Origin of the sequence: Mucilaginibacter corticis, from assembly GCF_007558865.1 — a bacterium.
Taxonomy (GTDB): domain Bacteria; phylum Bacteroidota; class Bacteroidia; order Sphingobacteriales; family Sphingobacteriaceae; genus Mucilaginibacter; species Mucilaginibacter corticis.
The window spans coordinates 648,495-669,785 of sequence record NZ_VLPK01000001.1 but is presented as its reverse complement, the minus strand read 5'-3'; the positions used below and the strand labels follow the sequence as shown (position 1 = coordinate 669,785).

21 protein-coding genes are annotated in these 21,291 nt (G+C 43.6%); 8 read left to right on the top strand and 13 right to left on the bottom strand.

What is annotated here, in order from left to right:
• Positions 1–11: 11 nt before the first annotated feature.
• The 9 genes from FO440_RS02915 to FO440_RS02875 all read right to left on the bottom strand — a co-directional run bounded on the left by FO440_RS02915 (position 12) and on the right by FO440_RS02875 (position 10,294).
• Complete coding sequence (locus tag FO440_RS02915; protein ID WP_144246724.1) at positions 12–2,870, bottom strand: M16 family metallopeptidase; 2,859 nt, start codon at positions 2,868–2,870, stop codon at positions 12–14.
• A 95-nt stretch (positions 2,871–2,965) separates the two neighbouring features.
• Positions 2,966–4,081 (bottom strand): acyltransferase family protein, encoded by a 1,116-nt coding sequence (locus FO440_RS02910; protein WP_144246723.1) that lies wholly within the window; start codon positions 4,079–4,081, stop codon positions 2,966–2,968.
• Positions 4,082–4,565: 484 nt separating this feature from the next.
• On the bottom strand, positions 4,566–5,078 hold the full coding sequence (locus tag FO440_RS02905) for a hypothetical protein (protein ID WP_144246722.1): 513 nt from the start codon (positions 5,076–5,078) through the stop codon (positions 4,566–4,568).
• Positions 5,079–5,380: 302 nt separating this feature from the next.
• On the bottom strand, positions 5,381–7,300 hold the full coding sequence (nagB, locus tag FO440_RS02900; RefSeq protein ID WP_144246721.1) for a glucosamine-6-phosphate deaminase: 1,920 nt from the start codon (positions 7,298–7,300) through the stop codon (positions 5,381–5,383).
• Between the two features lie 118 nt (positions 7,301–7,418).
• Complete coding sequence (locus FO440_RS02895) at positions 7,419–7,970, bottom strand: NUDIX hydrolase (protein WP_144246720.1); 552 nt, start codon at positions 7,968–7,970, stop codon at positions 7,419–7,421.
• 178 nt (positions 7,971–8,148) lie between these two features.
• On the bottom strand, positions 8,149–8,370 hold the full coding sequence (locus FO440_RS02890) for a hypothetical protein (protein WP_144246719.1): 222 nt from the start codon (positions 8,368–8,370) through the stop codon (positions 8,149–8,151).
• Between the two features lie 18 nt (positions 8,371–8,388).
• Positions 8,389–9,180, bottom strand: coding sequence for a TPM domain-containing protein (locus FO440_RS02885; RefSeq protein ID WP_144246718.1), 792 nt, complete (start codon positions 9,178–9,180; stop codon positions 8,389–8,391).
• A 10-nt stretch (positions 9,181–9,190) separates the two neighbouring features.
• Positions 9,191–9,622: a TPM domain-containing protein gene (locus FO440_RS02880; RefSeq protein ID WP_144246717.1), complete on the bottom strand. Its 432-nt coding sequence runs from the start codon at positions 9,620–9,622 to the stop codon at positions 9,191–9,193.
• A 93-nt stretch (positions 9,623–9,715) separates the two neighbouring features.
• Positions 9,716–10,294, bottom strand: a complete 579-nt coding sequence (locus tag FO440_RS02875; protein ID WP_144246716.1) for a LemA family protein — start codon at positions 10,292–10,294, stop codon at positions 9,716–9,718.
• 167 nt (positions 10,295–10,461) lie between these two features.
• On the opposite strand from FO440_RS02875, the gene FO440_RS02870 reads away from it, so the two are divergent.
• A complete protein-coding gene (locus FO440_RS02870) occupies positions 10,462–12,750 on the top strand; it encodes a GH92 family glycosyl hydrolase (RefSeq protein ID WP_144246715.1) in 2,289 nt (762 codons plus the stop codon).
• A gap of 76 nt (positions 12,751–12,826) precedes the next feature.
• Here FO440_RS02870 and FO440_RS02865 read toward each other — a convergent pair whose 3' ends face one another.
• From FO440_RS02865 to FO440_RS02855, 3 genes are read right to left on the bottom strand one after another with little or no spacing between them, the layout of a single operon-like run.
• Entirely contained in the window at positions 12,827–13,399 is a 573-nt protein-coding gene (locus FO440_RS02865) for a sugar O-acetyltransferase (RefSeq protein WP_144246714.1), read from the bottom strand.
• Positions 13,400–13,448: 49 nt separating this feature from the next.
• Positions 13,449–14,141 carry a response regulator transcription factor gene (locus FO440_RS02860; RefSeq protein ID WP_144246713.1) on the bottom strand — a complete coding sequence of 231 codons (693 nt, stop codon included), beginning with the start codon at positions 14,139–14,141 and terminating at the stop codon, positions 13,449–13,451.
• 55 nt (positions 14,142–14,196) lie between these two features.
• Positions 14,197–15,978: a sensor histidine kinase gene (locus FO440_RS02855; RefSeq protein WP_144246712.1), complete on the bottom strand. Its 1,782-nt coding sequence runs from the start codon at positions 15,976–15,978 to the stop codon at positions 14,197–14,199.
• Positions 15,979–16,377: 399 nt separating this feature from the next.
• Here FO440_RS02855 and FO440_RS02850 point away from each other — a divergent pair, with 399 nt between their 5' ends.
• Positions 16,378–17,727 (top strand): OmpA family protein, encoded by a 1,350-nt coding sequence (locus tag FO440_RS02850; RefSeq protein ID WP_144246711.1) that lies wholly within the window; start codon positions 16,378–16,380, stop codon positions 17,725–17,727.
• 236 nt (positions 17,728–17,963) lie between these two features.
• Here FO440_RS02850 and FO440_RS02845 read toward each other — a convergent pair whose 3' ends face one another.
• Positions 17,964–18,206: a hypothetical protein gene (locus tag FO440_RS02845; RefSeq protein WP_144246710.1), complete on the bottom strand. Its 243-nt coding sequence runs from the start codon at positions 18,204–18,206 to the stop codon at positions 17,964–17,966.
• Positions 18,207–18,266: 60 nt separating this feature from the next.
• Between FO440_RS02845 and FO440_RS02840 the strand changes: the two genes are divergently transcribed.
• The 6 genes from FO440_RS02840 to FO440_RS02815 all read left to right on the top strand — a co-directional run bounded on the left by FO440_RS02840 (position 18,267) and on the right by FO440_RS02815 (position 21,272).
• Positions 18,267–18,719, top strand: coding sequence for a helix-turn-helix transcriptional regulator (locus tag FO440_RS02840; RefSeq protein ID WP_144246709.1), 453 nt, complete (start codon positions 18,267–18,269; stop codon positions 18,717–18,719).
• Between the two features lie 44 nt (positions 18,720–18,763).
• Positions 18,764–19,165 carry a VOC family protein gene (locus FO440_RS02835; protein ID WP_246104161.1) on the top strand — a complete coding sequence of 134 codons (402 nt, stop codon included), beginning with the start codon at positions 18,764–18,766 and terminating at the stop codon, positions 19,163–19,165.
• Positions 19,162–19,602, top strand: coding sequence for a DinB family protein (locus FO440_RS02830; RefSeq protein WP_144246707.1), 441 nt, complete (start codon positions 19,162–19,164; stop codon positions 19,600–19,602). Before FO440_RS02835 ends, FO440_RS02830 begins: the two co-directional genes overlap by 4 nt.
• The gene (locus FO440_RS02825; RefSeq protein ID WP_144246706.1) at positions 19,599–19,823 is read left to right on the top strand and encodes a DUF4287 domain-containing protein; all 225 of its coding nucleotides are present in this window, start codon (positions 19,599–19,601) and stop codon (positions 19,821–19,823) included. Before FO440_RS02830 ends, FO440_RS02825 begins: the two co-directional genes overlap by 4 nt.
• Positions 19,824–20,225: 402 nt before the next feature.
• A complete protein-coding gene (locus FO440_RS02820; protein ID WP_144246705.1) occupies positions 20,226–20,726 on the top strand; it encodes a hypothetical protein in 501 nt (166 codons plus the stop codon).
• Between the two features lie 39 nt (positions 20,727–20,765).
• On the top strand, positions 20,766–21,272 hold the full coding sequence (locus FO440_RS02815) for a hypothetical protein (protein ID WP_144246704.1): 507 nt from the start codon (positions 20,766–20,768) through the stop codon (positions 21,270–21,272).
• The last annotated feature ends 19 nt before the right edge of the window (positions 21,273–21,291 follow it).

The following is a 21,291-nucleotide window of genomic DNA, read 5'->3' as shown; positions in this document are numbered from 1 at the left end:
TAAATACCTGATTATTTCTTCTCAGGCATCAGTATGGCTTTTATTAAGTTATTGCCTAAATATTTATTGGCTGTATCTTTAATACTTTGATCGGTTACCTGGCTAAGCTCCTGTATGCGGGTCAGCAACTTGTCTGGGTCCTGTTGATTTTGCGACGTTGTATTTAATGAAACTTCCCAAAATGAGTTTTGCTTAAACTGCGCCTGCCTGTTACGTGCATCGCGTGCAATAAATAACTGAACATCTTTTGATACAGGGCCGTTCTGCTTGATCTTGTTTATTTCGCCCACCATGGTGGCTACAGCTTTGTCTACATTATTGGCATCGGCTAAAAAGCCTATGGTAACTTTATATCTTCCCTCGGGATTTTTAACATAGCTTACCTGTACGTTTGGCGAGTAGATGCCATTTCCTTCTTTAAGCGAATCAACAAGGCGGATGTTCAGGATCTCTTCTAAACCATCTAATTGAATATTGTTGGCTTCGTTAAAATCATAGCTGCCATTGTATATCAACTGTATAGTAGCTTTATCATTGGTGCCCTTGTAAACAGTTTTGGTGATTTGCCCGGCAGGTGGGCGAAGGCCTAAGTTTTTAAACGTTTCTGCATTATGCGAGGCCGGCAGGCTACCCAGGTAGGTAGCTATATAAGGCACTATTTCATTTACGGTAAAGTTACCTGTAAAAGTAAAGGTGAAGTTGCTGGCATCGGCAAAGCGGTCTTTAAAAAAGCTGTAGGCTTTGTCAAGACTGGCGGCATTTAACTGTTCTTCAGTTAACGGCATGGCGCGTGGGGCATAACCATTTAACACTGCCTGTACGGTATCCTGGTATATTACAGCAGGATCATATTTACTTCTGGTCAGACCGGCTTTTGCTTTGCTGATATAGCTTTGCCATACATCGGCGTCTTTACGCGGATTGGTAAAATAAAGGTTTAACATCTGCATAGCCGATTCAAGATCTCCCGGAACCGAGTAGCCCGAAACACCCTGAGTTACGTCGCCGATGTATGGGGTGATGCTAAAAGATTTGTCGCGCATCATCTTAACAACCTGTGTCTGGTTAAATGACCCCACACCACTGTTGCCGATAACCTGCGCTGCAAAATTTGCCGATACGAAATCCTGGTCGCTTGCCAGTGAGGTACCGCCCGGGCTATAAGCCGAGATCAAGATCTGATTTTGTGCAAACCGGGTAGGTTTTAAAATTACTTTTACACCATTGTTAAGGGTAACATTTGCCACGCCTATTACGCTGTCTGTTTTTAAGGCGGCAACTTGCCCGGATTTTGGCCTTGTCGCCATAAACGGTGTTTCGCTTTCATCAACATACGCCGTCAGACCATTACTGGCTTCTGTCATCCATTTTAGCAAAGTTTGCTCTGATGGCAACTTGTCTTTTTCAGCATCCGGAGCTTCTAACAAGATCACGCGGTTTTGGTCGGTGATCAAACGGGCAGCCAGCGCGTTCATTTCTTCAACACTTATTTTGCCTATGTTGTTAACATAGTAATTGTACTCATAATCAATACCCGGGATTGCCTGTTTGGTTAAAAAATTATGCTCATAAGCGCCGGCAAAGTTGCCCGATGGTATATTGTTTTTTGCACTATACTCGCCGGACATCCGTTCAAGCGCGCTTTGCTTGGCCCGTTCAAGCTCTGTTATGGTGAAACCAAACTTGCGTGCCCGTTCTAATTCGGAAGTAACGGCTTTTACCGCGGCTTCCAGGCCTTGTGGGCCGTTTGTTGCAGCAACAGTTGAGAAAACATCCTGTTTTCCGGTAAATTCGGTGTAAGATGATTGCCCATAAGTTATCGGGGCCGATGGGATCTTTGTAAGATCAGTGATACGCGCGCCAATTATCTGGTTAAATATATTGATGCGGATAGATTGCAAAATATCCGATGGTGTTTTTACTATAGTTTGCGGATGTTTTACAATAATTTGGAAAAGTGTGTACGGGAAACCTTTTTCGGTAACTACCTTAACCGTTGTGCCCGGCGTTGCAGGTGTTGTGTATTGTGGCAGCGGTTTCTCTGGTACAGGATTTTTTAATGTGCCAAAGTTATTTCTTATCATTTCCTCTACCTGTTTCGGATCAAAATCGCCAACGGCGACGATAGCCTGCAGATCGGGCCGGTACCATTCTGTATAAAAGCCTTTAGCGGTAGCAGCTGTAAATGTTTTTATAGCACTTTCTGTCCCGATAGGTAACCTGTTACCATATTGCGAATTTAGTACCACAGGTAAAGTTTGCAATTGTAAACGATCGTCGGCTGTGCCGCCTGCTGCAGCTTTAGCGGCAAGCAGATCTTTTTCGGTATTTACGGCAGCGGGATCAAACGTTATGCGCGCCGCCCAGTTAGCCAGCAGGTTAAAGCCATTGTTCAGCTCTTTGGCATCTGCTGGTACGGCTATCTGATAAACGGTTTCATCATAAGTTGTAAAGGCACTGGTATCAGGGCCAAACGGATTGCCCAGCTTGGTAAGGTAGCTATTCAACTGGCTCTTTGAAAAATCGCGGGTACCTTTAAATGCCATGTGCTGTATAAAGTTTGCCAGGCCGCGTTGCGCATCGGTCTCTATTACAGAACCCACTTTGTTTACCAATACTAATTGCGCTTTGCCTTTAGGCTGACTGTTAGCGCGGATATAATAAGTAAGCCCATTTGGTAATTTGCCGGTCTTAACGTTTGGGTCAATGGTCAATACATTTGGCGCTGCTGCTTTTGCCTGTTGTTTACCGCCCGCGGCGGTTTTACGTGCAGCAGGCGCGGCAGTTTTCTTTTTAACCTGGGCAAACGCGCCGCCTGTTGTAACAAGTGCGGTTACAGCCCATAAAAAAATGGTCTTTTTAAAATTCATGTTTAGTACCTGGAAAATATTTTCGCTAAGATGCAAAAACGCAAAGGTTAGTTAAAAATTATTTATAAGCTAATTTTTAATACTTTAACATCAACTTATACCTTGATGATGATCTTGCGGACGTACAGTATCCACATCAGTACCCAAATAAGCAGCGTCATTACAACAGCGCTGGCAACAGAGGCATTGTTTGGCGAATAATAGGGCTGAAAAAGGATCTGGTATAGCGACGAGCCGCCGATCCGGATCTTGTTGATGTAATGCGGAACAAAATCTGACAACACGTAAGCCGTAATGGCATTAGCGCCAAACGGCAAGAAGAATTTTGTGAAATGCGTATGCCCCTGCACATCAATTATCCAGTAAGAAAATGCTAGCGCGATGGTTGCCCAGCCGCCGGCAAATAACACAAATGAGCTTGTCCAAAGTGCTTTATTGATGGGGAAGAACAGATCCCAGATCAGGCCTGCAACCACGGCCAATACGCCGTAGATAAACATCCAGCTTACCTTAACGCTATCCTCACGATTGGGGCGTTTTAACCAGTTGCCCACGCGGATGCCGAACAAGCCGGTGGCAATAGCAGGCAATGTGCCCAATAAGCCTTCAGGGTCCCAGGTGTGCGATTCGTTCCAGAGATGATTGGTTGTAAAAACCATGCGGTCAACCCAGGCACCCATATTGGTTTCGGGTATCAGGCTGGCTACGCCGGTATCAGGTACGGGTACAAAAGTCATCAGCAGGTAGTAGCCAATCAATAAAATTGCAAACAGCCAGTCGCGCACTTTTTGCGATGCTTTTAGATACAACACCGTACAAATAAAAAATACTACGCCAATGCGCTGCAACACCCCGGGGAAACGCAGGTGCTCAAAACCGGGATGCAATATCAGTTGTATAGCCAAGCTGATAGCGATCAGCACTACGCCGCGGCGCAATGCAGTCCACAACATTTTGGCGTGGTTGGCCGGGTTAAGCGCCTTGCGCTCCATGGCGTAAACTATAGATACCCCAACGATAAACAAAAAGAACGGAAATATCAGGTCGGTAGGGGTACAGCCGTTCCATTTGGAGTGTTCAAGCGGCGCGTAAATATGCTCCCAGTCGCCGGGATCATTAACCAGTATCATAGCTGCCACAGTTGCCCCGCGAAATACATCGAGCGATAGGAGGCGTGAAGTTTGTGAGGATGATCTTACTTTTTTCGGCATGGCGATTTATAATCGCCTAAAGTAATTATTCTATGCTAAGGTGCAAAATGCAGGATTATATGACAACTATTTCGCTATCCGAAGTTTGCAAATCGGACGATTATGCCTGTATTTTGCAACCACATTGTGAATTTTATTAATCAATAGTCTAAAGACTATTTGCATAATAGTTCGAAGTCAGAGACTTCGAACAGCGGGGGTAAAATAATGGGGAATGCCCTTTATGCGCGATACTGACGGGGCATTTACTTCTAACATTTATACTTATTGATTGTATTGCCGAACGTTAGATAAGAAAAAAGCCCGTCACTAATGACGGGCATGGGGATTGGCAAAAAATTATATCTGTACGGCCATTATGTTTTACGAGACTTCAATAATTTTTGTTACCTAACTTTTTGATAGGCTTGTTCTGACAGTTATATAGTTACCTGATAACACCAACAACGGCCGAAAAGCGCTGTTCTGGATATGCGATTTCTGCTTATTCATATTGCGCATTATATAATTTTATGGACTTTTTACCATGCCTGGCTGCCTTAACAAAATTTATTACTGTAGATACCAGGAACGCGCTGGCTAATCCTGTAAAAATATATGCGCCGGTAAGGTTATGGTGCTGATAGATGAACTCCGGTTTACCGTTAACAACACCAATTGTTTCGCCCGCGCTTTTATTGTGGGTGGCGTATTCAATGGTTGCGGCTGTGCCCGATGCAGCGAAACCGCCCAAAGATACCCAACTCCACACCGCGCTTTTTTTAGCCGCGCGATATTCCAGGGCTGATGGTGCATAGGCCAATATTTTCATCTTAACATCTTCGGGAGTTTGCAGTTTGCCGCCAATAGTGTATAAATAGGATGAATGGTTACCTTCGCCGACAGGTATTAATTTGATAAGACTGTCAGGCTGCGAATGATGCGGTGTACTGTTTTGGGCTTGTGCAAATAAGGTGCTTAACGCTAATATAAGCGTAATTAAATAAGGCTTTTTCATGGTTTTAGATGTGTTAATTTCAATGTAAATTTACAATCTAAGACCTTGGCAACTGCCGATAAGCATGGTCATTTTTGTAACAAACCGGCGACTGCTACAAACAAGTTACAGAGGTAAGTTTTGGATGATTTTCGCTGTCCGAAGTTTGCAAATTGGACGATTATGCCTGTAGTCTGCGACTACATTATGGATTTTATTAATCAATAGTCTAAAGACTATTTGCATAGTAGTTCGAAGTCAGAGACTTCGAACAGCGGAGTTACGTCGGTAGAGACGCAATACATTGCGTCTCTATCAAAATCCTAATAAAAATACCTTTTAAATGCTTCCATTGCCGCGTATTCTGCAAAGCCCAATTGGTCATAGCTTTCGGCGGTTTCGCGGTTGCGGTCCTCGGCACGTACCCAAAACTCGCGTGAGTCTTCTCCCGGGAAAACGGCAGGGTCTTTTTGCGACTGATGCTTAAATATGGCGTAGCGCTTGCGCAATACCTCATCAGGCGATAAGGGTACCGCCATTTCAATTTCGTGCGTAGCAAATTCAAACCAGGCACCGCGGTACATCCACAGCCAGCAGTCTTTTACCCAGTCTTCGGTTTCTTTAAGCTGGTTTAACGCGGCTAATATGATGTTAAAGCAGACAATGTGCGTACCATGCGGATCGGCAAAATCACCTGCGGCAAAAATCTGGTGAGGTTTTATTTTTTGCAGCAGGTCAACAGTCATTTGCACATCAATCTGGCTTACCGAATTTTTACTGACCTTGCCTGTTTCATAGAATGGCAGCGCCATAAAATGGATATGGTCGTCATGCAAGCCCGCATAACGCGCACCTGCAATGGCTTCACTTTTTCGGATAAAGCCTTTTACTGCACGTACTTCAGGGGCATCAATTTGATTAGGCTGTTTTTTAGCAAAGAACGCCCGCATGTCATTATGTATGCCCTGCAGCTTGGTGCTGTCGTCGTTTATGCTTTTATTAAAATCAATAGCAAATTCTACGTAGCGTAATACATCATCGTCCCAAACGGCTGTGTTGCCTGATGTCTGATAAGCCACGTGCACATCATGCCCCTGGTCAACCAGGCGGATAAACGTACCACCCATAGATATTACATCATCATCAGGGTGTGGCGAGAATATTACCGCACGTTTCTTAGCAGGTTGTGCACGCTCTGGCCGGTGGCTGTCGTCGGCATTTGGTTTGCCGCCGGGCCAGCCGGTTATGGTATGCTGTATCTGACTGAAAATATCTATGTTGATCTGGTAAACCGGCCCTTGCTCTGTTGCAAGTTGCGCCATGCCATTGTTGTTATAATCTTCGTCAATTAATTTAAGGATAGGTTTGTTAACCTTGCCTGCCAGCCATATCACCGCTTTCTTTTTCAGGTCATTATCCCAAATACAATCTTTTACCAGCCAAGGTGTATCAAAGCGGGTAAGTTCTGATGCGGCAGGCTCATCTAATATAAATTCTACATTGTCAGACAATTGCAGGAAGGTAGCCGGCACATCGCCGGAGATCTCTCCCTCGACAGCCTTTTTAATGATGGGCGCTTTTTTCTTGCTCCAGGCCATCAAAATAATTTCGCGCGCTTTAAATATGGTGCCTACGCCCATGGTGATGGCTTTGGTAGGCACATTTTCCTTGCCACCAAAATCGCGGGCGGCATCGGTTCGGGTCAGGTCATCAAGGGTTACTAAACGTGTACCCGAATTTGGTGCCGATCCCGGCTCATTAAAGCCAATGTGGCCGGTACGCCCTATCCCTAAAACTTGCAGGTCAAGCCCACCTAATTCTTCAATTTGGCGTTCGTAGTTAAGGCAAAAAGCAGCTATTTCATCTTCGGCCAGTGTGCCGTCCGGAATATGAATGTTATCGCGGTCTATATCAATATGGTCAAACAGGTTTTGGTTCATAAACAGCACATAGCTCTGTACAGAACCGGGCTGCATAGGATAATATTCATCCAGGTTAAAGGTGACCACATTTTTAAAGCTCAAACCCTCTTCTTTGTGCAGCCTTATTAACTCGGCATAAACAGCAATTGGGGTAACACCGGTAGCCAGGCCAAGCACGGTCTTTTCGCCATCGGCTTGTTTACTGCGGATAAGGGCAGCAATACGTTGCGCTACAGCTACAGCGCCGGCAGCAGGGTTTGCATAAACGGTTACCGGTAGTTTTTCGTACCTGGTTTCTTCCAATAGATTTAGTCTGGCCATAATTGAATAGTTTAGATGGGCGCGGCAAATATCGGAAAATATTAATTTAAGTTTTACCGGCGATTTCTATTTTACTGATTTAAGGTAAGTGACTATCAGAGATGCGGGGCTAGAATACTTACAGCGCACCTAACTTTATCAAAGCGTAAAACAGCGCGGTGCAATGCAATGATTGCGGTATCTTGTTATCGGCCAAGAGTTGCTTTACCTCGTCAATAGTATATTCTTCAACTATTATTTCTTCGTGCTCATCAAGTGATTGTCCTTGTACTTTAATGCCGCCTTTTGCCAGGTAGCAAAAAGTTTGATTATTTGCAGTAGAAGGGTTAGGGTAGATGGTGCAGATGGGCTCGATATCGTCAAATTGATAACCTGTTTCTTCCAGCAATTCGCGGCGTACGGCATCTATGGGCGCTTCATCGCCATCTATTACTCCGCCCGGTATTTCAAGCGATACGATGTTTGCCGCGTGACGGTATTGGCGCACCATCAAAATTTTATTTTCTGTGGTAAGCGCTACCGCGTTTACCCAGTTAGGGTATTCTAATACATAATAGGCATCTACTATACGGCCGTCAGGCATTTGGCATTTGTCGGTCCGTAATGTTGCCCATGGGCCTTTATGTATGTATTCTGAACCGATGGTGGTCCATTTTAAATTATCGCTCATAGTTTGATGTTGAAATACCTGTATATGGCATTTCTTTTACTAATATTATCAAAAGACTGAAAGTGGTATTTTTCTTCCAAAACATCAAAAATTGCCATGACTTTTTTTAACAATAATTGAGTTTCATTGTCCTGGTTAAAAGGTTCTGCAAACACGTATAGCATCTGGCCCAGCGCGTTTAACTTTTCAGGGCCGTATTGGTCTGATGTGATGAGGCTATTAAATCCTGTTCATTTAAACCCAGCAGTTTTTCAAGTTCTGTATTGTATTCGCTCTCCAGGATATTATTAAATTCCTGTTCTAATTCAAGATTGGTGCCTGTAGCTTTTATTCCCAATAATTTGGCAATGATCAGCGCCATGCGGCGCATCTCGTCAATAACCATATCCCGTCGATACATAATGATTTGTTAAATGAACTACCAGCTGCCGCCTGATCCGCCGCCGCCAAAATCGCCGCCACCAAATCCGCCGAAGCCGCCACCGCCGCTATCATTATCACCACCACCGGAAAAGCCTCCCCAGCCACCGCCGTTACTGCCACGCCCAAGTGCCGAGCCTGCCAAAAACCACCAGAACGGACTGGCGCCGCCACGACTGCCTATAACCTGGCCGCCACCACCGCCACGGTTTCTGAACACCAGGATCAATATAAAAATGACGATGATAATGATGAAGCCGATAGGGCCGCCACCGTCATCATCTTTTTGCTTTGCTTTTTTCTCGGCTTTGTATTCGCCTTTGGTGTATTTGATAATGTCATCGGTGCCGGCATCTAATCCTCCATAATAATCGCCTTTCTTAAAGCGCGGGTTAATATCGTTTACACGGATCTGTTGGGTAATAATATCCGGCAAGGCGCCTTCAACACCGTAGCCGGTTTGTATAGACAGTTTGCGGTCATCTAAAGCAACTAATATAATGATGCCGTTGTTCTTGCCCTTTTGTCCTATGCCCCAGGCACGGCCCAGCTTTTGAGCATATTCGTTTACATCGTATTCGCCAATAGAATGGATCATTACAATGGCGATCTGGGTTGATGAGGTATCGCTAAAAGCAACCAGCTTATTTTCCAGCTTTTGCTTTTCATCAGCAGATAAAGTATTGGTATAGTCGGTTACTAAGGTGTTTGATTTTGGAGGCAACTGCTGCGCAAATGCTGATACAAGCACCAGCACGAAACCAACAAACAATATAATTTTTTTGAACATGATATTTGGTTTAATCGCCATCCATAAAGGCAATATCGTCTGACAGTTCGTTTTTATCCTGGCCGTGCGGAAAGTATTTACCTAATTGGTCGCCCGCTATTTTAAGCCCGGTAACAATGCCTTCAATAATATCGCCGTTTTTAAAATGGCTCAGCATATCCTCTTTGGTGCTATCCCAAAAATCAGCAGCTACCACCTGGTTTATACCGGCATCGCCAATGATGGCAAACTTACGGTCGACAACAGCAACGTATATCAGTACACCGTTGCGCAGCTTGGTTTTGTGCATATCCAACTGGTAAAAATATTTGGCTGACCGTTCAAGCACATCCTCGCTGCAGGTTTTTTCAATACAAACCCGCAATTCGCCCGATGTATGTTTCTCGGCAGTGGCAATTGCCTCGCGGATACGCTGTTGCTCTTCGTCGTTAAATATGGGCATGGGTTAGAGATTAGTGATTAGAGTTTAGAGATTAGTTTTAACTATGGTTAGTGATTGGACCTAATCTCCATTCACTAACCTCTAATCTCTATCTTAAAACTGCACCTTCGGCGCTTTGTCTGCTCCGGCTTCTGCTTCAAAGTATCCCTTTTCGGTAAAGCTGAACATCTTAGCCGTGATATTTGCCGGGAAAGAGCGGATTTTGGTATTATAATCCTGCACCGCACTATTAAAATCATTGCGTGCTACGGTAATGCGGTTCTCAGTGCCTTCTATCTGCGCTTGCAGGCCCAAAAAGTTTTCGTTTGTTTTTAACTGCGGATATTGTTCTGACACTACCATCAGTCTACCTAAAGCCGACCCTAATTGACCTTGTGCAGCCTGGAAGGCTTTTATAGATTCGGGGGTTAGTTTGGTAGGATCAACCTGAACAGAGGTTGCTTTGGCACGGGCCTCGATAACAGCGGTTAACGTACTTTTTTCAAAATTAGCCGCACCTTTTACAGACGCTACCAAGTTAGGGATAAGGTCTGACCGGCGTTGGTATTGCGCCTGTACAACTCCCCATTTGGCCTTAACATTTTCGTCCATTTGCACCATGCTGTTATAGCTGCATGAGCTTAATGACATTGCTGCCACAATAACCAATATTGCTGTGAATAGCTTTTTCATTTTTTGCTTTTGTTTATTTTAATGATTAGAACGCAAAACGTGTACCGTTGTTACAAAATATGTTTTGTATGCCATTGTGGCAATTGCCTTAGGTAAATATAAATTAAATCAATTAATCAATTACATTTTATAATTTGCGGTAAATTAATTAACTGCTTTCTATTTACATGAAGAAATTACTTACCGTCTTTTTTATTTGCACGGCTTTTATTGCCAACGCGCAAAAATCAACCGAAAACTTAGTCCAGTACGTTAAGCCTATTGTAGGTACGCAACGTATGGGCCATACTTTCCCCGGTGCTACCGTGCCGTTCGGGATGGTACAATTAAGCCCCGAAACCGATACCGCAAGCTATGACCTTAACGGCCACTATAACCCTAAAGTTTATGAGTATTGCGCAGGCTATCAGTACGAAGACAAAACCATTGTGGGTTTTAGCCATACGCACTTTAGCGGCACAGGCCACTCAGACCTTGGCGATTTTTTAATTATGCCAACCGTAGGTAAATTAAAGCTTAACCCGGGTACAGTAGATAAACCGCATAGTGGTTACCGCTCTCCTTTCTCGCACGCTAACGAGGTAAGTGAAGCTAACTACTATAAAGTAAAGCTTGATGAGCATAATATTATTGCAGAAATGACCACCACTACCCGCGTGGGCTTTCATCAATATACTTTCCCAAAATCAGACAGCGCGCATATTATTTTGGACCTGATGTCGGGCATTTACAATTACCCGGATAAAAACGTGTGGACCTATATGCGTGTTATTGATGATACGCACGTTGTAGGTTATCGCTTAACCAATGGTTGGGCACGTACCCGTGCTTTGTATTTCGCCATGACCTTTTCAAAACCATTTATAGCCCACGGGTATAAAAACTACTCAAAACGCGAGGTGTACGGCGGTTTCTGGGGCAAGTTTAACCAAACCAAAGATTTCCCTGAAATAGCCGGAAAGCAATTGCGCGCATACTTTGATTTCAAGACCGAAGAGGGTGAAAAGATCAAGATCAAATTCGCCATATCGCCGGTAAGCATGGATGGGGCAGTGGCCAACATGAATGCCGAAGCCACAACCTGGGATTTTGACAAAGTTAAAAACGATGGCCAGGCTCAATGGGAAAAAGAATTGCATAAGATCACCATATCGGGCAATAAAGAATTAAAAGAGAATTTCTATACCTCCATGTACCATACCATGATCAACCCTACGGTTTACATGGATGTGGATGGACAGTACAAAGGTTTAGATCAGAATATCCATAAAGCTGATGGTTTTACCAATTACACTACTTTTAGTTTATGGGATACGCACCGTGCGCTGCACCCGCTGTTTAACATCATTGACCCTGAGCGCAATGCCGACATGGTAAAATCTATGATGGCGCATTTTGACCTAAGCCCTGAACACATGCTGCCGGTATGGAGCAACTCGGCTAATGAGAACTGGTGCATGAGCGGCTACCACAGCGTATCTGTACTTGCTGATGCCGTTGTAAAAGGCAACGCGCCTTTTGATGCCAATAAGGCGTTAGAAGACTGCGTAACCACCGCCCGCCATAAAGATTACCTGGGTATAGGTTATTATATGGACATGGGCTTTATCCCTGACGAGAAAGATGCCAACTCAGTATCATCAACCCTGGAGTATGCTTATGACGACTGGTGCATAGCACAAATGGCGAAAAAATTGGGTAATACTGCCATTTACGACGAGTTTATAAAACGATCTGAAAACTATAAGAACGTGTATGACCCTAAATCGGGTTTTATGCACCCTAAAACTGCCGACGGCAAATTCCGCAAAAACTTTGATCCGTTCACTACCATCAACCAGGGCTTTATTGAGGGTAACGCCTGGAACTATACTTTGTACGTTCCGCACGACCCGGCATCATTGATCAAACTGATGGGTGGCAACAAACGTTTTATTGTTTATGTGGACAGCTTATTCAGCTATAACCTGCCGGATAAATATTTTGCCGAAACTGAGGATATCACCAAAGACGGTATCATTGGCAACTATGTGCATGGTAACGAGCCATCGCATCACGTAGCTTATTTGTACGATTGGACCGATAAGCCCTGGAAAGCGCAGGAGAAGATCCGTATGATATTACCTAAGATGTACAAACCAACTCCTGATGGTTTGGGTGGTAATGATGATACCGGCCAAATGAGCGCGTGGTATATTTTCAGCTCGTTAGGGTTTTACCCGGTAGCACCTGCATCAGACCAATATGCTATAGGCAGTCCGGCTGTTGATGGCGCTACCGTACAGGTTGGCGGCGGCAAAACGTTTGCTATCCACGTAAATAACCAAAACGCTAAAAACGTGTACATCCAAAAGATCGTACTTAATGGCAAACCATTAGACAAAATGTTTTTAAGTCATGCCGATATTATGAACGGCGGCGAGATCACCTTCTTCATGGGGCCGAAGCATAAATAAGCAATCTTATTAATGCAAAAAAGCGGCCTCTTCATACAAATGGGGAGGCCGCTTTTTTATAACAGGTATTCCGGTTTCAGGCTAATCTGTCGTCTTCATTGAGTTTTCTTATTACGCGGGCAGGATTACCTACTGCTAAAGAGTTATCAGGTATATCCTTTGTAACAACCGCGCCTGCGCCTATCACACAACCATTGCCGATGGTAACACCCGGACATATAACGGCTCCACCGCCGATCCAGCAATCATTACCAATGGTTACAGCCTCAGCATTTTCTTTACTGCGCCTGTGTTCCGCGTTTAACGGGTGCGATGCCGTGTAGATCTGCACCGCGGGCGCGCAGAATACATTGTTGCCTATTTTTACCGGCATTACATCAAGCACAACGCAGTTAACATTAAAATACACGTTCTCGCCGCAGGTAATGTTATAACCGTAATCGCAATGAAAAGGCGGCTCGATGTATAAACTGGCGGGCGCATTGGGGATCAGTTTACGCAGGATTTGGTCTGTATTTTCGCTTACAACAAACTCATCAACATTTAACTGTTTCAAAAGCTTCTTGCAATCTGTGCGTTCCTGTAATAATTGCGGGTCGTTAGCTATATAATACTCGCCGGCAAGCATTTTTTCTTTTTCGGTTTTCATAAGGTTACAAAGTAAATGGGGAGATGTATAGACTATTGCTCCGGATCAATTAATTGACCAGCAATTTATAGCCCTTACCGTGCACGTTAATGATCTCAACAGACGGATCATCTTTTAAATATTTGCGGATCTTGCTCAAAAACACATCCATACTGCGGCCGTTAAAGTAATTGTCGTCATGCCAGATATGCAGCAGCGCTTCTTCGCGGGTTAGTACCTCATTCTTTTTAAGGCAGAGCAGGCGCAGCAGTTCGGCTTCTTTGGTCGACAGCTTTTGCTGTGTACCATTAATGCCGATGAGCTGGGTAGTATAATCAAAATCGTATTGGCCTATTTTAAACTGTGTAGGCTGCTGCTCTTCTTTCTTTTCGGCGTTATCCGTTCTTTTTAACAAAGCGTTTATGCGCAATAACAGTTCTTCAATTCTGAATGGCTTGGTGATATAATCGTCTCCTCCCAAAGTAAATGCTTCGGTTTTATCCTCGATCATCCCTTTGGCGGTTGCAAAAATTATAGGTACGTGCGGGTTTATCTTTCGGACATCCTTACCCAAAGTAAAGCCATCCTTTTTAGGCATCATCACATCCAGTATCAGCAGGTCATAGCTTTGTTTGGTAAAAGCCTGTAAACCTTCCTCACCATCGGTACATAAAACCACATCAAACTTTCCTTTTAATTGCAGGTAATCCTGGAGCAGCAGGCCCAGGTTAGGATCATCTTCAACCAGTAATATTTTTTTCATAGGAAGAGGTGTATGTAGTATATATTATTATAAAGCGTATGCAATGGTAATTGTACTATGCGCCCTGAAACTTCAACTCAAACTCCGATCCTCTATCCTTTTCTGAGCGTACATTTATTGTACCGTTTAATCTTTTCACAACCGTATTAACATAGCTTAAGCCAAGCCCAAAGCCCTTAACATTGTGTACATTCCCTGTCGGGATGCGGTAAAACTGTTCAAAGATCTTGCTTTGCTGGTCGCGGCTCATGCCTATGCCCTTGTCGGCTACTTTAATGATAACATGCCCGTTTTTATTCGAGCTGCTTATGGTGATCTGCGGCTGGTTTTCGCTGTATTTTATGGCGTTGTCTATCAGGTTGTATAACACGTTCGAGAAATGCAGCTCGTCCGCGCTGATAACAGCGTTCTCGGCCTCAAGATCTAACGTTAAGTTGGCATTACACTTTTGCAGCTTTAGCGCCATGCTGTCAACCACTACGCTTATCATTTCATTTACGTCAAGCGGTTTCCTGTCCAGCTTGAAATCATTTTTATCTATCCGGGCAATGTTAAGTACCCGCTCTATGTGGCTGCCCAGGCGTTCGTTCTCTTCGTAGATAATGTTAGCCAGTCGTGCTATGCGGCCCCTGTCAATGGCAACCTCACTGTCCTTTAAAGCCTCGCTTGCTATCATAATGGTTGATACCGGGGTTTTAAACTCGTGGGTCATGTTGTTGATGAAGTCGGTCTTCATTTCAGAGATCTTCTTTTGCCTGATGATAGAGAAAAGCGTATACCCGAAACAAAATATAAGCACCAATAATAAAGCGCCGGTAATACCCATGGCGGCACCCATACGGCCTAATATCAGCGAGTTTTTTTGCGGGAAAGCAAGCCTGATCTTACCCGGGTCGTTAATAACCTCTTTGGTAAAAATAGGGGTCTGGTAACTGGCTTCCTGGGTAAACGTTGGCCTGTCGCCTTTCAGGTCCATGGCCTTCGAGTAGATAACAGAATCACTGTTAGCGCTGGTTACCTCGTAACTAAAGGGCAGATAGATGCCTTTATTATGCAGCTCGAAACGCAGTAAAGAATCTACCCAAAAAGGATCAAGGCGTTTGCGCAACGGCTCGCCCGATTTCTGGTATTCCTGAAACAAGCTGTTCATTACCGTAGGCTTGCCGGCCTGTAAGTTCTGGATAGAATCCGCCATCAGTAACTGTTTTACCTGCTGCATTTGCCTTTCCTTTTGCCTGCGTTTTTGATCGGCCACCCAAAGCGGGTTAATACGGATCTGCGACATTACCTGGTTGCCAAATTGCGGGTCCTGGTAGTAGTAGCGCAGGGTGTCATATTTCTGCAGCTTGTGTTTGCTGTTGATAACGTTGTTTGTTAAAATGGGGATATAGCGCAGGTGTACCTCGCCAAATTCGTCAGTAAACTGTTCTATGCGCACCTGTACGTTAACCGAGCCCAGCGCGTCGTCCATACGTTGATGGTTGATCATCCGCCTTAAACTATCGCGTAGCAAAGCAAGCTGCTTTTCGCGTAAAGTCTGGTGCTTTTTAAGCTTTAGTTTCTTTGCAGAATCGTCTATCAGGATCCTTTTCTCTTCAGGATCATTTTTGTAGGCTGCTTCGCTGACGCTGTTTGCTTTGTATACCTGGCTTTTTAAAGCGTTGCGATACCTGGCCTTACGGTTCAGGAAATTATCGGCATCCTGCAGGCTTAGTTTATTTACCACAACATCCAGCGCCTCGTTAACAGAACGGTCAAAGATCTTTGACTGCATATCATACGATTGCTTCAGAAAGTACAGTTGCATAGCAACCACACCTATCAGTGCAAAGCTCATTAAGCCAATTATAATACGTATGCTACTCTTTTTCAACCTGGTTATGCTAATAGGGCGATTATCCCAAACAAAAATATTTTAAATAAAGCTACAATATCGGCATTTAACAATATTTAACATATGTTAGCCATTAATATTGCCTGTAAAACATCGGCTTGTCCTCAACTCTGAATAATGAGGTCGAAACCTTCGGATTTATATCCGCTTTCTGCCGCAACCACAAAACAGGGTGTCTGTTAAATAATACAACAATTTTTTTGGTTCTAATTAAAATAGTTATATGTTTTACAGCCCGCATACTCCGCTATTTTATGCTTTTGGCCTCTGCAGCCATCAGGGCAGGGTTATTGAAAGTACCGCATTGCCGCGTATGATCGCGGTGGTATTAAATAATTTGTTATGAATTTCAATTTTACAAAATCGCTGTCGACTATCGCTTTAGTAAGCCTGTCAGCAGCAGCGTCTGCTCAAACCATGAGCAGTGATTCAACCACCCGTTTTCAGAAAAGAGATTTCCGCACCTGGTCAATTGGCCTTAACGGCGGTATCCTGAGCCATTACACCCCGTTTAACGGTACCGATAACGGCGATTTTAAAAGCCCGCAGGTTAGCTGGGGATATGGCGGCTATGTTAAAAAACAGATCTTACCGGGCTTTGGTATCCAGGCAGATTTCCTGGCCGGTACAATAAAAGGCGCCAATGCCAATTCATTGCCTTCAGGTTCGGCAGCGCAGCTTAACAGCAGCTATGCAACACGCATACAATGGTCGGCAGACCTGGCGGCAAACTTTACGGTTGCCAATGTAAGCCTTAATCAAAAACGCAGTTTCCTTGCCCCTTATTTAACCGCGGGTGCCGGCTATATGTCGTCAAGCGCGCATGTAAATAATGTACCGGCAGGTAACAATACCAATTACCACAATAACTGGTTTGTACCGGTAGGTGCAGGTTTTAAACTGGGATTATCAAAAGTGGTGAATCTTGACTTTGGTTATACCGTTTCGTTCATGAAATCGCGTGATTTTGATGGCGTAGTTGGTCCGTTGAATGATCGTTACTCATACGCTCATGCCGGTATCGAGATAGCTTTAGGCAAAAAGAAAAGCTCGCAATTGCAAAACTTTAGCGCCATTGCCGCGCTGCGCGAAGAAAGTGCTGCCGAAAGTAATGAGCTGCGCACCCGTTTAGCCATTTCTGAACAGAAACGTTTAGCCGACGAAGCCGCCAGCGCGGCTGCAGCAGCGCAATTAGCCAAAGATATGGGTGATGACGACGGTGACGGTGTTGCCAATAAATTTGACAAATGCCCTAACACACCTGCCAATACAACTGTTGACGGCGCAGGCTGCCCGTTAAAAGTTCCGGCACCGGTGATCCGTGAAAAAGTGATCGTTACCGAAGCCGACCGCAAGGTAGTGGGCGAAGCGATCAAAAACCTGGAGTTTGAATTGGGTAAAGCTACCATCAAAGAAAGATCATACCCAACGCTTGACCGTGTTGCAGACCTGCTGGTTCAAAAGAACTTTAGCCTGAAACTGGCCGGCCATACCGATAATACAGGTTCAATGGCTTTAAACCTGGCCCTGTCAAAAAACCGTGCCGAGGCTGTAAAAGCTTACCTGGTATCAAAAGGCGCTAACGCTTCAACCATTGAAGCTACAGGTTACGGCCCTAACCAGCCTATCGCGAGCAATAAAACCGCCGCCGGCCGTCAGCAAAACCGCAGGGTTGAATTCTCATTATTCTAAAATACTTGTTGTTAAGTTGATCAGCGAAGGCCGCCCCGAAAGGGGCGGCTTTTTTTGTGTGGGATATTAGGATACTATCTGCTACCGCAAGCGTCCCCGCTTGTGGCAAGGCGGTACCGAATTTTCATTTTTTTTTAATTTTTCCGTGAGGGATAATTGTAAGCACCCCAATAAACAGGAGGATACCGGCCATAAATACTAAAAACAATATCCGTAAGTATGGCAAAAAACGGACGTCATTGAAAAAGGTATATCCTATCATCAGCACCAGTAATAGTAGGAATGTCAATGCCATTATAAGGCCCAGCAATACAAAAAATATTTTCATGATTATATACCTTAACTACGGTGCGAATGCGCAGATCGTGGGGTATATAAAAACAAATATTTTCAAATAGATTTAGTATTAGCTTGTGGTTGGTGCAAAAAGGCACAGGTAGCATTTGCGCGGCACTAACACGATATACTTGCGCCAACATTGGGATAAAGTAGGGTTGAGGTTTATCTTGTGGCTAAAGTATAAATTATTAAGTTTGTATATGGAGCAGCAAGCCTACCCGAAGCTTTATTTCTACCGAAGGATCGTTCAGGCCAAGCTATTTATTGACCAGCACTTCGCCGAAAACATAGAGTTGTATAATATAGCTGACGAGGCTTATTACTCCAAATTCCATTTTTCCAGGAAATTTAAAGATGTCTACCTGCAAACGCCGCACCAATATCTGATCTCAGTCCGCCTCGAAAACGCAACAAAATTACTTGCCTCTGGAATGTCTGTGGCTGCCGTATGCCAAGCTGTAGGTTTTGAGGAGTTGAGTTCTTTTAGCAGATTATTCAAACGCAAAGTCGGTATTAACCCATCAGCTTATTTGCAACGGCACAAATACATTCAAAAACAAATCACAGAGGCGCCCTTAACATTGGTACCGCATTGCTTTGCTTACCAATATGGCTGGACCGAAAAAGAGCAATTTCAGACAAATAAAATCTGATCTTTTAGCTGTTTATTTGTGTTATGATAACACGAATGACCCACATGAATATCTATGTCCTGGACCAGGACAGCGCACTTGACTTTTACATTAATAAGTTGGGGCTGAAAGTCATTATCGATGCACCGATGAACAAAGAAGTGCGCTGGCTTACCGTCGGCACGACTGAACAGCCCGGTTTTGAAATTAACCTGACACCAGTCCATGAGAGCATCCTGCATTCTAAAGATACAGCAGAAGCGTTACGCGATCTGATTAAAAAAGGCACTTTTGGCGTGGGGATTTTTACCTGTACAGATATCATGGCCACTTATGAAGAATTAAAAGCTAAAGGAGTTGAATTTATCAAGCCACCTACCAAGGAATTTTACGGAACAGAAGCTTTATTTAAGGATGACTCAGGCAACTGGTTCTCATTAGCGCAATTAACACCTGTAACCGTATGAAAACTCTGTTTGATGATAAAACCAGAGCCGAGGTTGTTGCCCGGATTAATAAACTTGATGAGCAGAGCAAGGCACAGTGGGGTAAAATGACGGTTTACCAAATGATCAAACATTGTGTAAAATGGGAAGATATGTTGTTAGGTAAAACAACCTATAAGCAATCATTGCTGGGCCGCATTGTTGGCAAATTTGCCCTAAAAGATATGATGAAGGATGAACCCTTAAAACACAATTTACCAACTGTTCCTTCTTTTAAGGTCAACGGTGACGGAAATGTGGCTGCGACCAAAAAAGAATGGCTGAATTTAATAAGCGAACATAACGGCAAAACGCCTGTTGGTTTTATACACCCGTTCTTTGGACTGCTAACCGCAGAACAGGCCGGCCAAATGGCCTACAAACATATTGATCACCATCTCAGACAATTTAACCAATGAACCAGATCAATCTAACCGCTTATTACGCGACGATCAAAAAGAAAACAGGTAAAACCCCTGCTGACTTTAAAGCCCTGGCAATTAACAAAGGCTATTTTGAAAACGACGTTTTAAAACCAACTGTAAAAGCTGCTGAAATTATTGCCTGGCTAAAAGCCGATTTCGGCTTGGGACACGGGCATGGGTTAGCTATTTATCATAGTTTAAATAATGCTGGGTAAACCACAAGCGCGGGTTTTAATTTGATACGTTTTGGACACTATGTAGCCTAAAGTTGATGGCAATTTGGAAAGCAGATGACGATAAATTCTACATTCAGCCTGTGGTCGGTGTTATCACCGTACCACTTCCTTATATGCTCCATGTAATGAGTCAGTAGCGCTCTTGGGTTGTTTAGCCGTTGGTTAGTGTTTCCCCACATCAGCTAGCGTGAGTATACAGCTTATGCCACAGTCGTCGTGACTTTACCAGTTGCTTAGCTTATGTAGAGATCGTCACGCTATCGCTCGCGATGACGGTTTGGAGAGCAAAACGGCCACTTCCCAGCCGGAGTTTTAGCACTGCCTTAAATTCCGGGTGTCTTATAGGAAATTGTTATATTTGGTTCAACCGATTAAAACCAAATGACAAAAACCTTACTCACTGTAATCTGTGTTTCGCTTTTCTTATTTTCTTGCGATAGGAAATCCGAAGTCAAAAAACCATCAGGAATATCTGTAACTATCGATGGTGCAGATAAATCTTATAATGTATTTCCTTATGCAAACCTTTATGATGGTGAAGCAAAAGGTTCAAATATCATACTTACTGCTGCGAGTAATAAAGAAAGCATTGGAGACAGTTTCCAACTGGAAATTAAAGCTAATTCACCCCTTACAAAAGGTACATATTACAATGATGGGAGTAATAAGTATCTTACTATTATTTATTTCGTACCTAATTTTAATATTTTCGGGCCGAAAGCTTATGTAACTGATTTAGGTGGTACTCATAAAAGTACAATAACAATTACATCAATAAGTAAAACTAATATTCAGGGGACATTCAGTGCTCAGTTAATGAGAGATGACAACACAACTATAAATGTTGATAATGGCAAATTCAATTTCGATATTCCGCAATAATTAAATGATCCGGGGTATATTTGGCTAAAACAATTGCAAATGAAACCTGCCTTATTTATCGCTTTCTGTTTTTCCCTTTTTTTCTTCTCTTGTAAAAAATCAGAAAAGAAAAGTAATATGACCACTCCGAAAGTTGGAATAAATTTTACTTTCGATGGTGTAGAGAAAAACTTTCCTGTAGCTGCTGTGCAAATAAAAAATGCTGCTACGTTATCTTCAACTATGTTTGCTGTAGGCTACTTTGATAATAGCCCTGAAAAAATTGAACTCACAGTACAATCAAATTCAACAATTGCCAAAGGGGCATATCATAACGACCTAAACACTCAACTCGTAATAGTATATACTGCCCCTGATAACACTCCTACCAAGTACGATTTTTACGGTACGGAGTTAGGTAAATATAACACCTGTACCGTTACTGTCACTTCAATTACCAGTACCAATATTCAGGGTACTTTTAATGGTCAACTCGAATGGTCAGGGCCGGACAGAACTATTAAGTCTATCACCAATGGTACATTCAACCTGCCGATTCAGCCATAAATTAAATTTAGATACCTGT

Excerpts from the sequence above, each read along its gene's own strand:
- FO440_RS02915 (WP_144246724.1), bottom strand. The coding sequence starts at position 2,870 with ATGAATTTTAAAAAGACCATTTTTTTATGGGCTGTAACCGCACTTGTT.
- FO440_RS02910 (WP_144246723.1), bottom strand. The coding sequence starts at position 4,081 with ATGCCGAAAAAAGTAAGATCATCCTCACAAACTTCACGCCTCCTATCG.
- FO440_RS02905 (WP_144246722.1), bottom strand. The coding sequence starts at position 5,078 with ATGAAAAAGCCTTATTTAATTACGCTTATATTAGCGTTAAGCACCTTA.
- nagB (WP_144246721.1), bottom strand. The coding sequence starts at position 7,300 with ATGGCCAGACTAAATCTATTGGAAGAAACCAGGTACGAAAAACTACCG.
- FO440_RS02895 (WP_144246720.1), bottom strand. The coding sequence starts at position 7,970 with ATGAGCGATAATTTAAAATGGACCACCATCGGTTCAGAATACATACAT.
- FO440_RS02890 (WP_144246719.1), bottom strand. The coding sequence starts at position 8,370 with ATGTATCGACGGGATATGGTTATTGACGAGATGCGCCGCATGGCGCTG.
- FO440_RS02885 (WP_144246718.1), bottom strand. The coding sequence starts at position 9,180 with ATGTTCAAAAAAATTATATTGTTTGTTGGTTTCGTGCTGGTGCTTGTA.
- FO440_RS02880 (WP_144246717.1), bottom strand. The coding sequence starts at position 9,622 with ATGCCCATATTTAACGACGAAGAGCAACAGCGTATCCGCGAGGCAATT.
- FO440_RS02875 (WP_144246716.1), bottom strand. The coding sequence starts at position 10,294 with ATGAAAAAGCTATTCACAGCAATATTGGTTATTGTGGCAGCAATGTCA.
- FO440_RS02870 (WP_144246715.1), top strand. The coding sequence starts at position 10,462 with ATGAAGAAATTACTTACCGTCTTTTTTATTTGCACGGCTTTTATTGCC.
- FO440_RS02865 (WP_144246714.1), bottom strand. The coding sequence starts at position 13,399 with ATGAAAACCGAAAAAGAAAAAATGCTTGCCGGCGAGTATTATATAGCT.
- FO440_RS02860 (WP_144246713.1), bottom strand. The coding sequence starts at position 14,141 with ATGAAAAAAATATTACTGGTTGAAGATGATCCTAACCTGGGCCTGCTG.
- FO440_RS02855 (WP_144246712.1), bottom strand. The coding sequence starts at position 15,978 with ATGAGCTTTGCACTGATAGGTGTGGTTGCTATGCAACTGTACTTTCTG.
- FO440_RS02850 (WP_144246711.1), top strand. The coding sequence starts at position 16,378 with ATGAATTTCAATTTTACAAAATCGCTGTCGACTATCGCTTTAGTAAGC.
- FO440_RS02845 (WP_144246710.1), bottom strand. The coding sequence starts at position 18,206 with ATGTTGGCGCAAGTATATCGTGTTAGTGCCGCGCAAATGCTACCTGTG.
- FO440_RS02840 (WP_144246709.1), top strand. The coding sequence starts at position 18,267 with ATGGAGCAGCAAGCCTACCCGAAGCTTTATTTCTACCGAAGGATCGTT.
- FO440_RS02835 (WP_246104161.1), top strand. The coding sequence starts at position 18,764 with ATGAATATCTATGTCCTGGACCAGGACAGCGCACTTGACTTTTACATT.
- FO440_RS02830 (WP_144246707.1), top strand. The coding sequence starts at position 19,162 with ATGAAAACTCTGTTTGATGATAAAACCAGAGCCGAGGTTGTTGCCCGG.
- FO440_RS02825 (WP_144246706.1), top strand. The coding sequence starts at position 19,599 with ATGAACCAGATCAATCTAACCGCTTATTACGCGACGATCAAAAAGAAA.
- FO440_RS02820 (WP_144246705.1), top strand. The coding sequence starts at position 20,226 with ATGACAAAAACCTTACTCACTGTAATCTGTGTTTCGCTTTTCTTATTT.
- FO440_RS02815 (WP_144246704.1), top strand. The coding sequence starts at position 20,766 with ATGAAACCTGCCTTATTTATCGCTTTCTGTTTTTCCCTTTTTTTCTTC.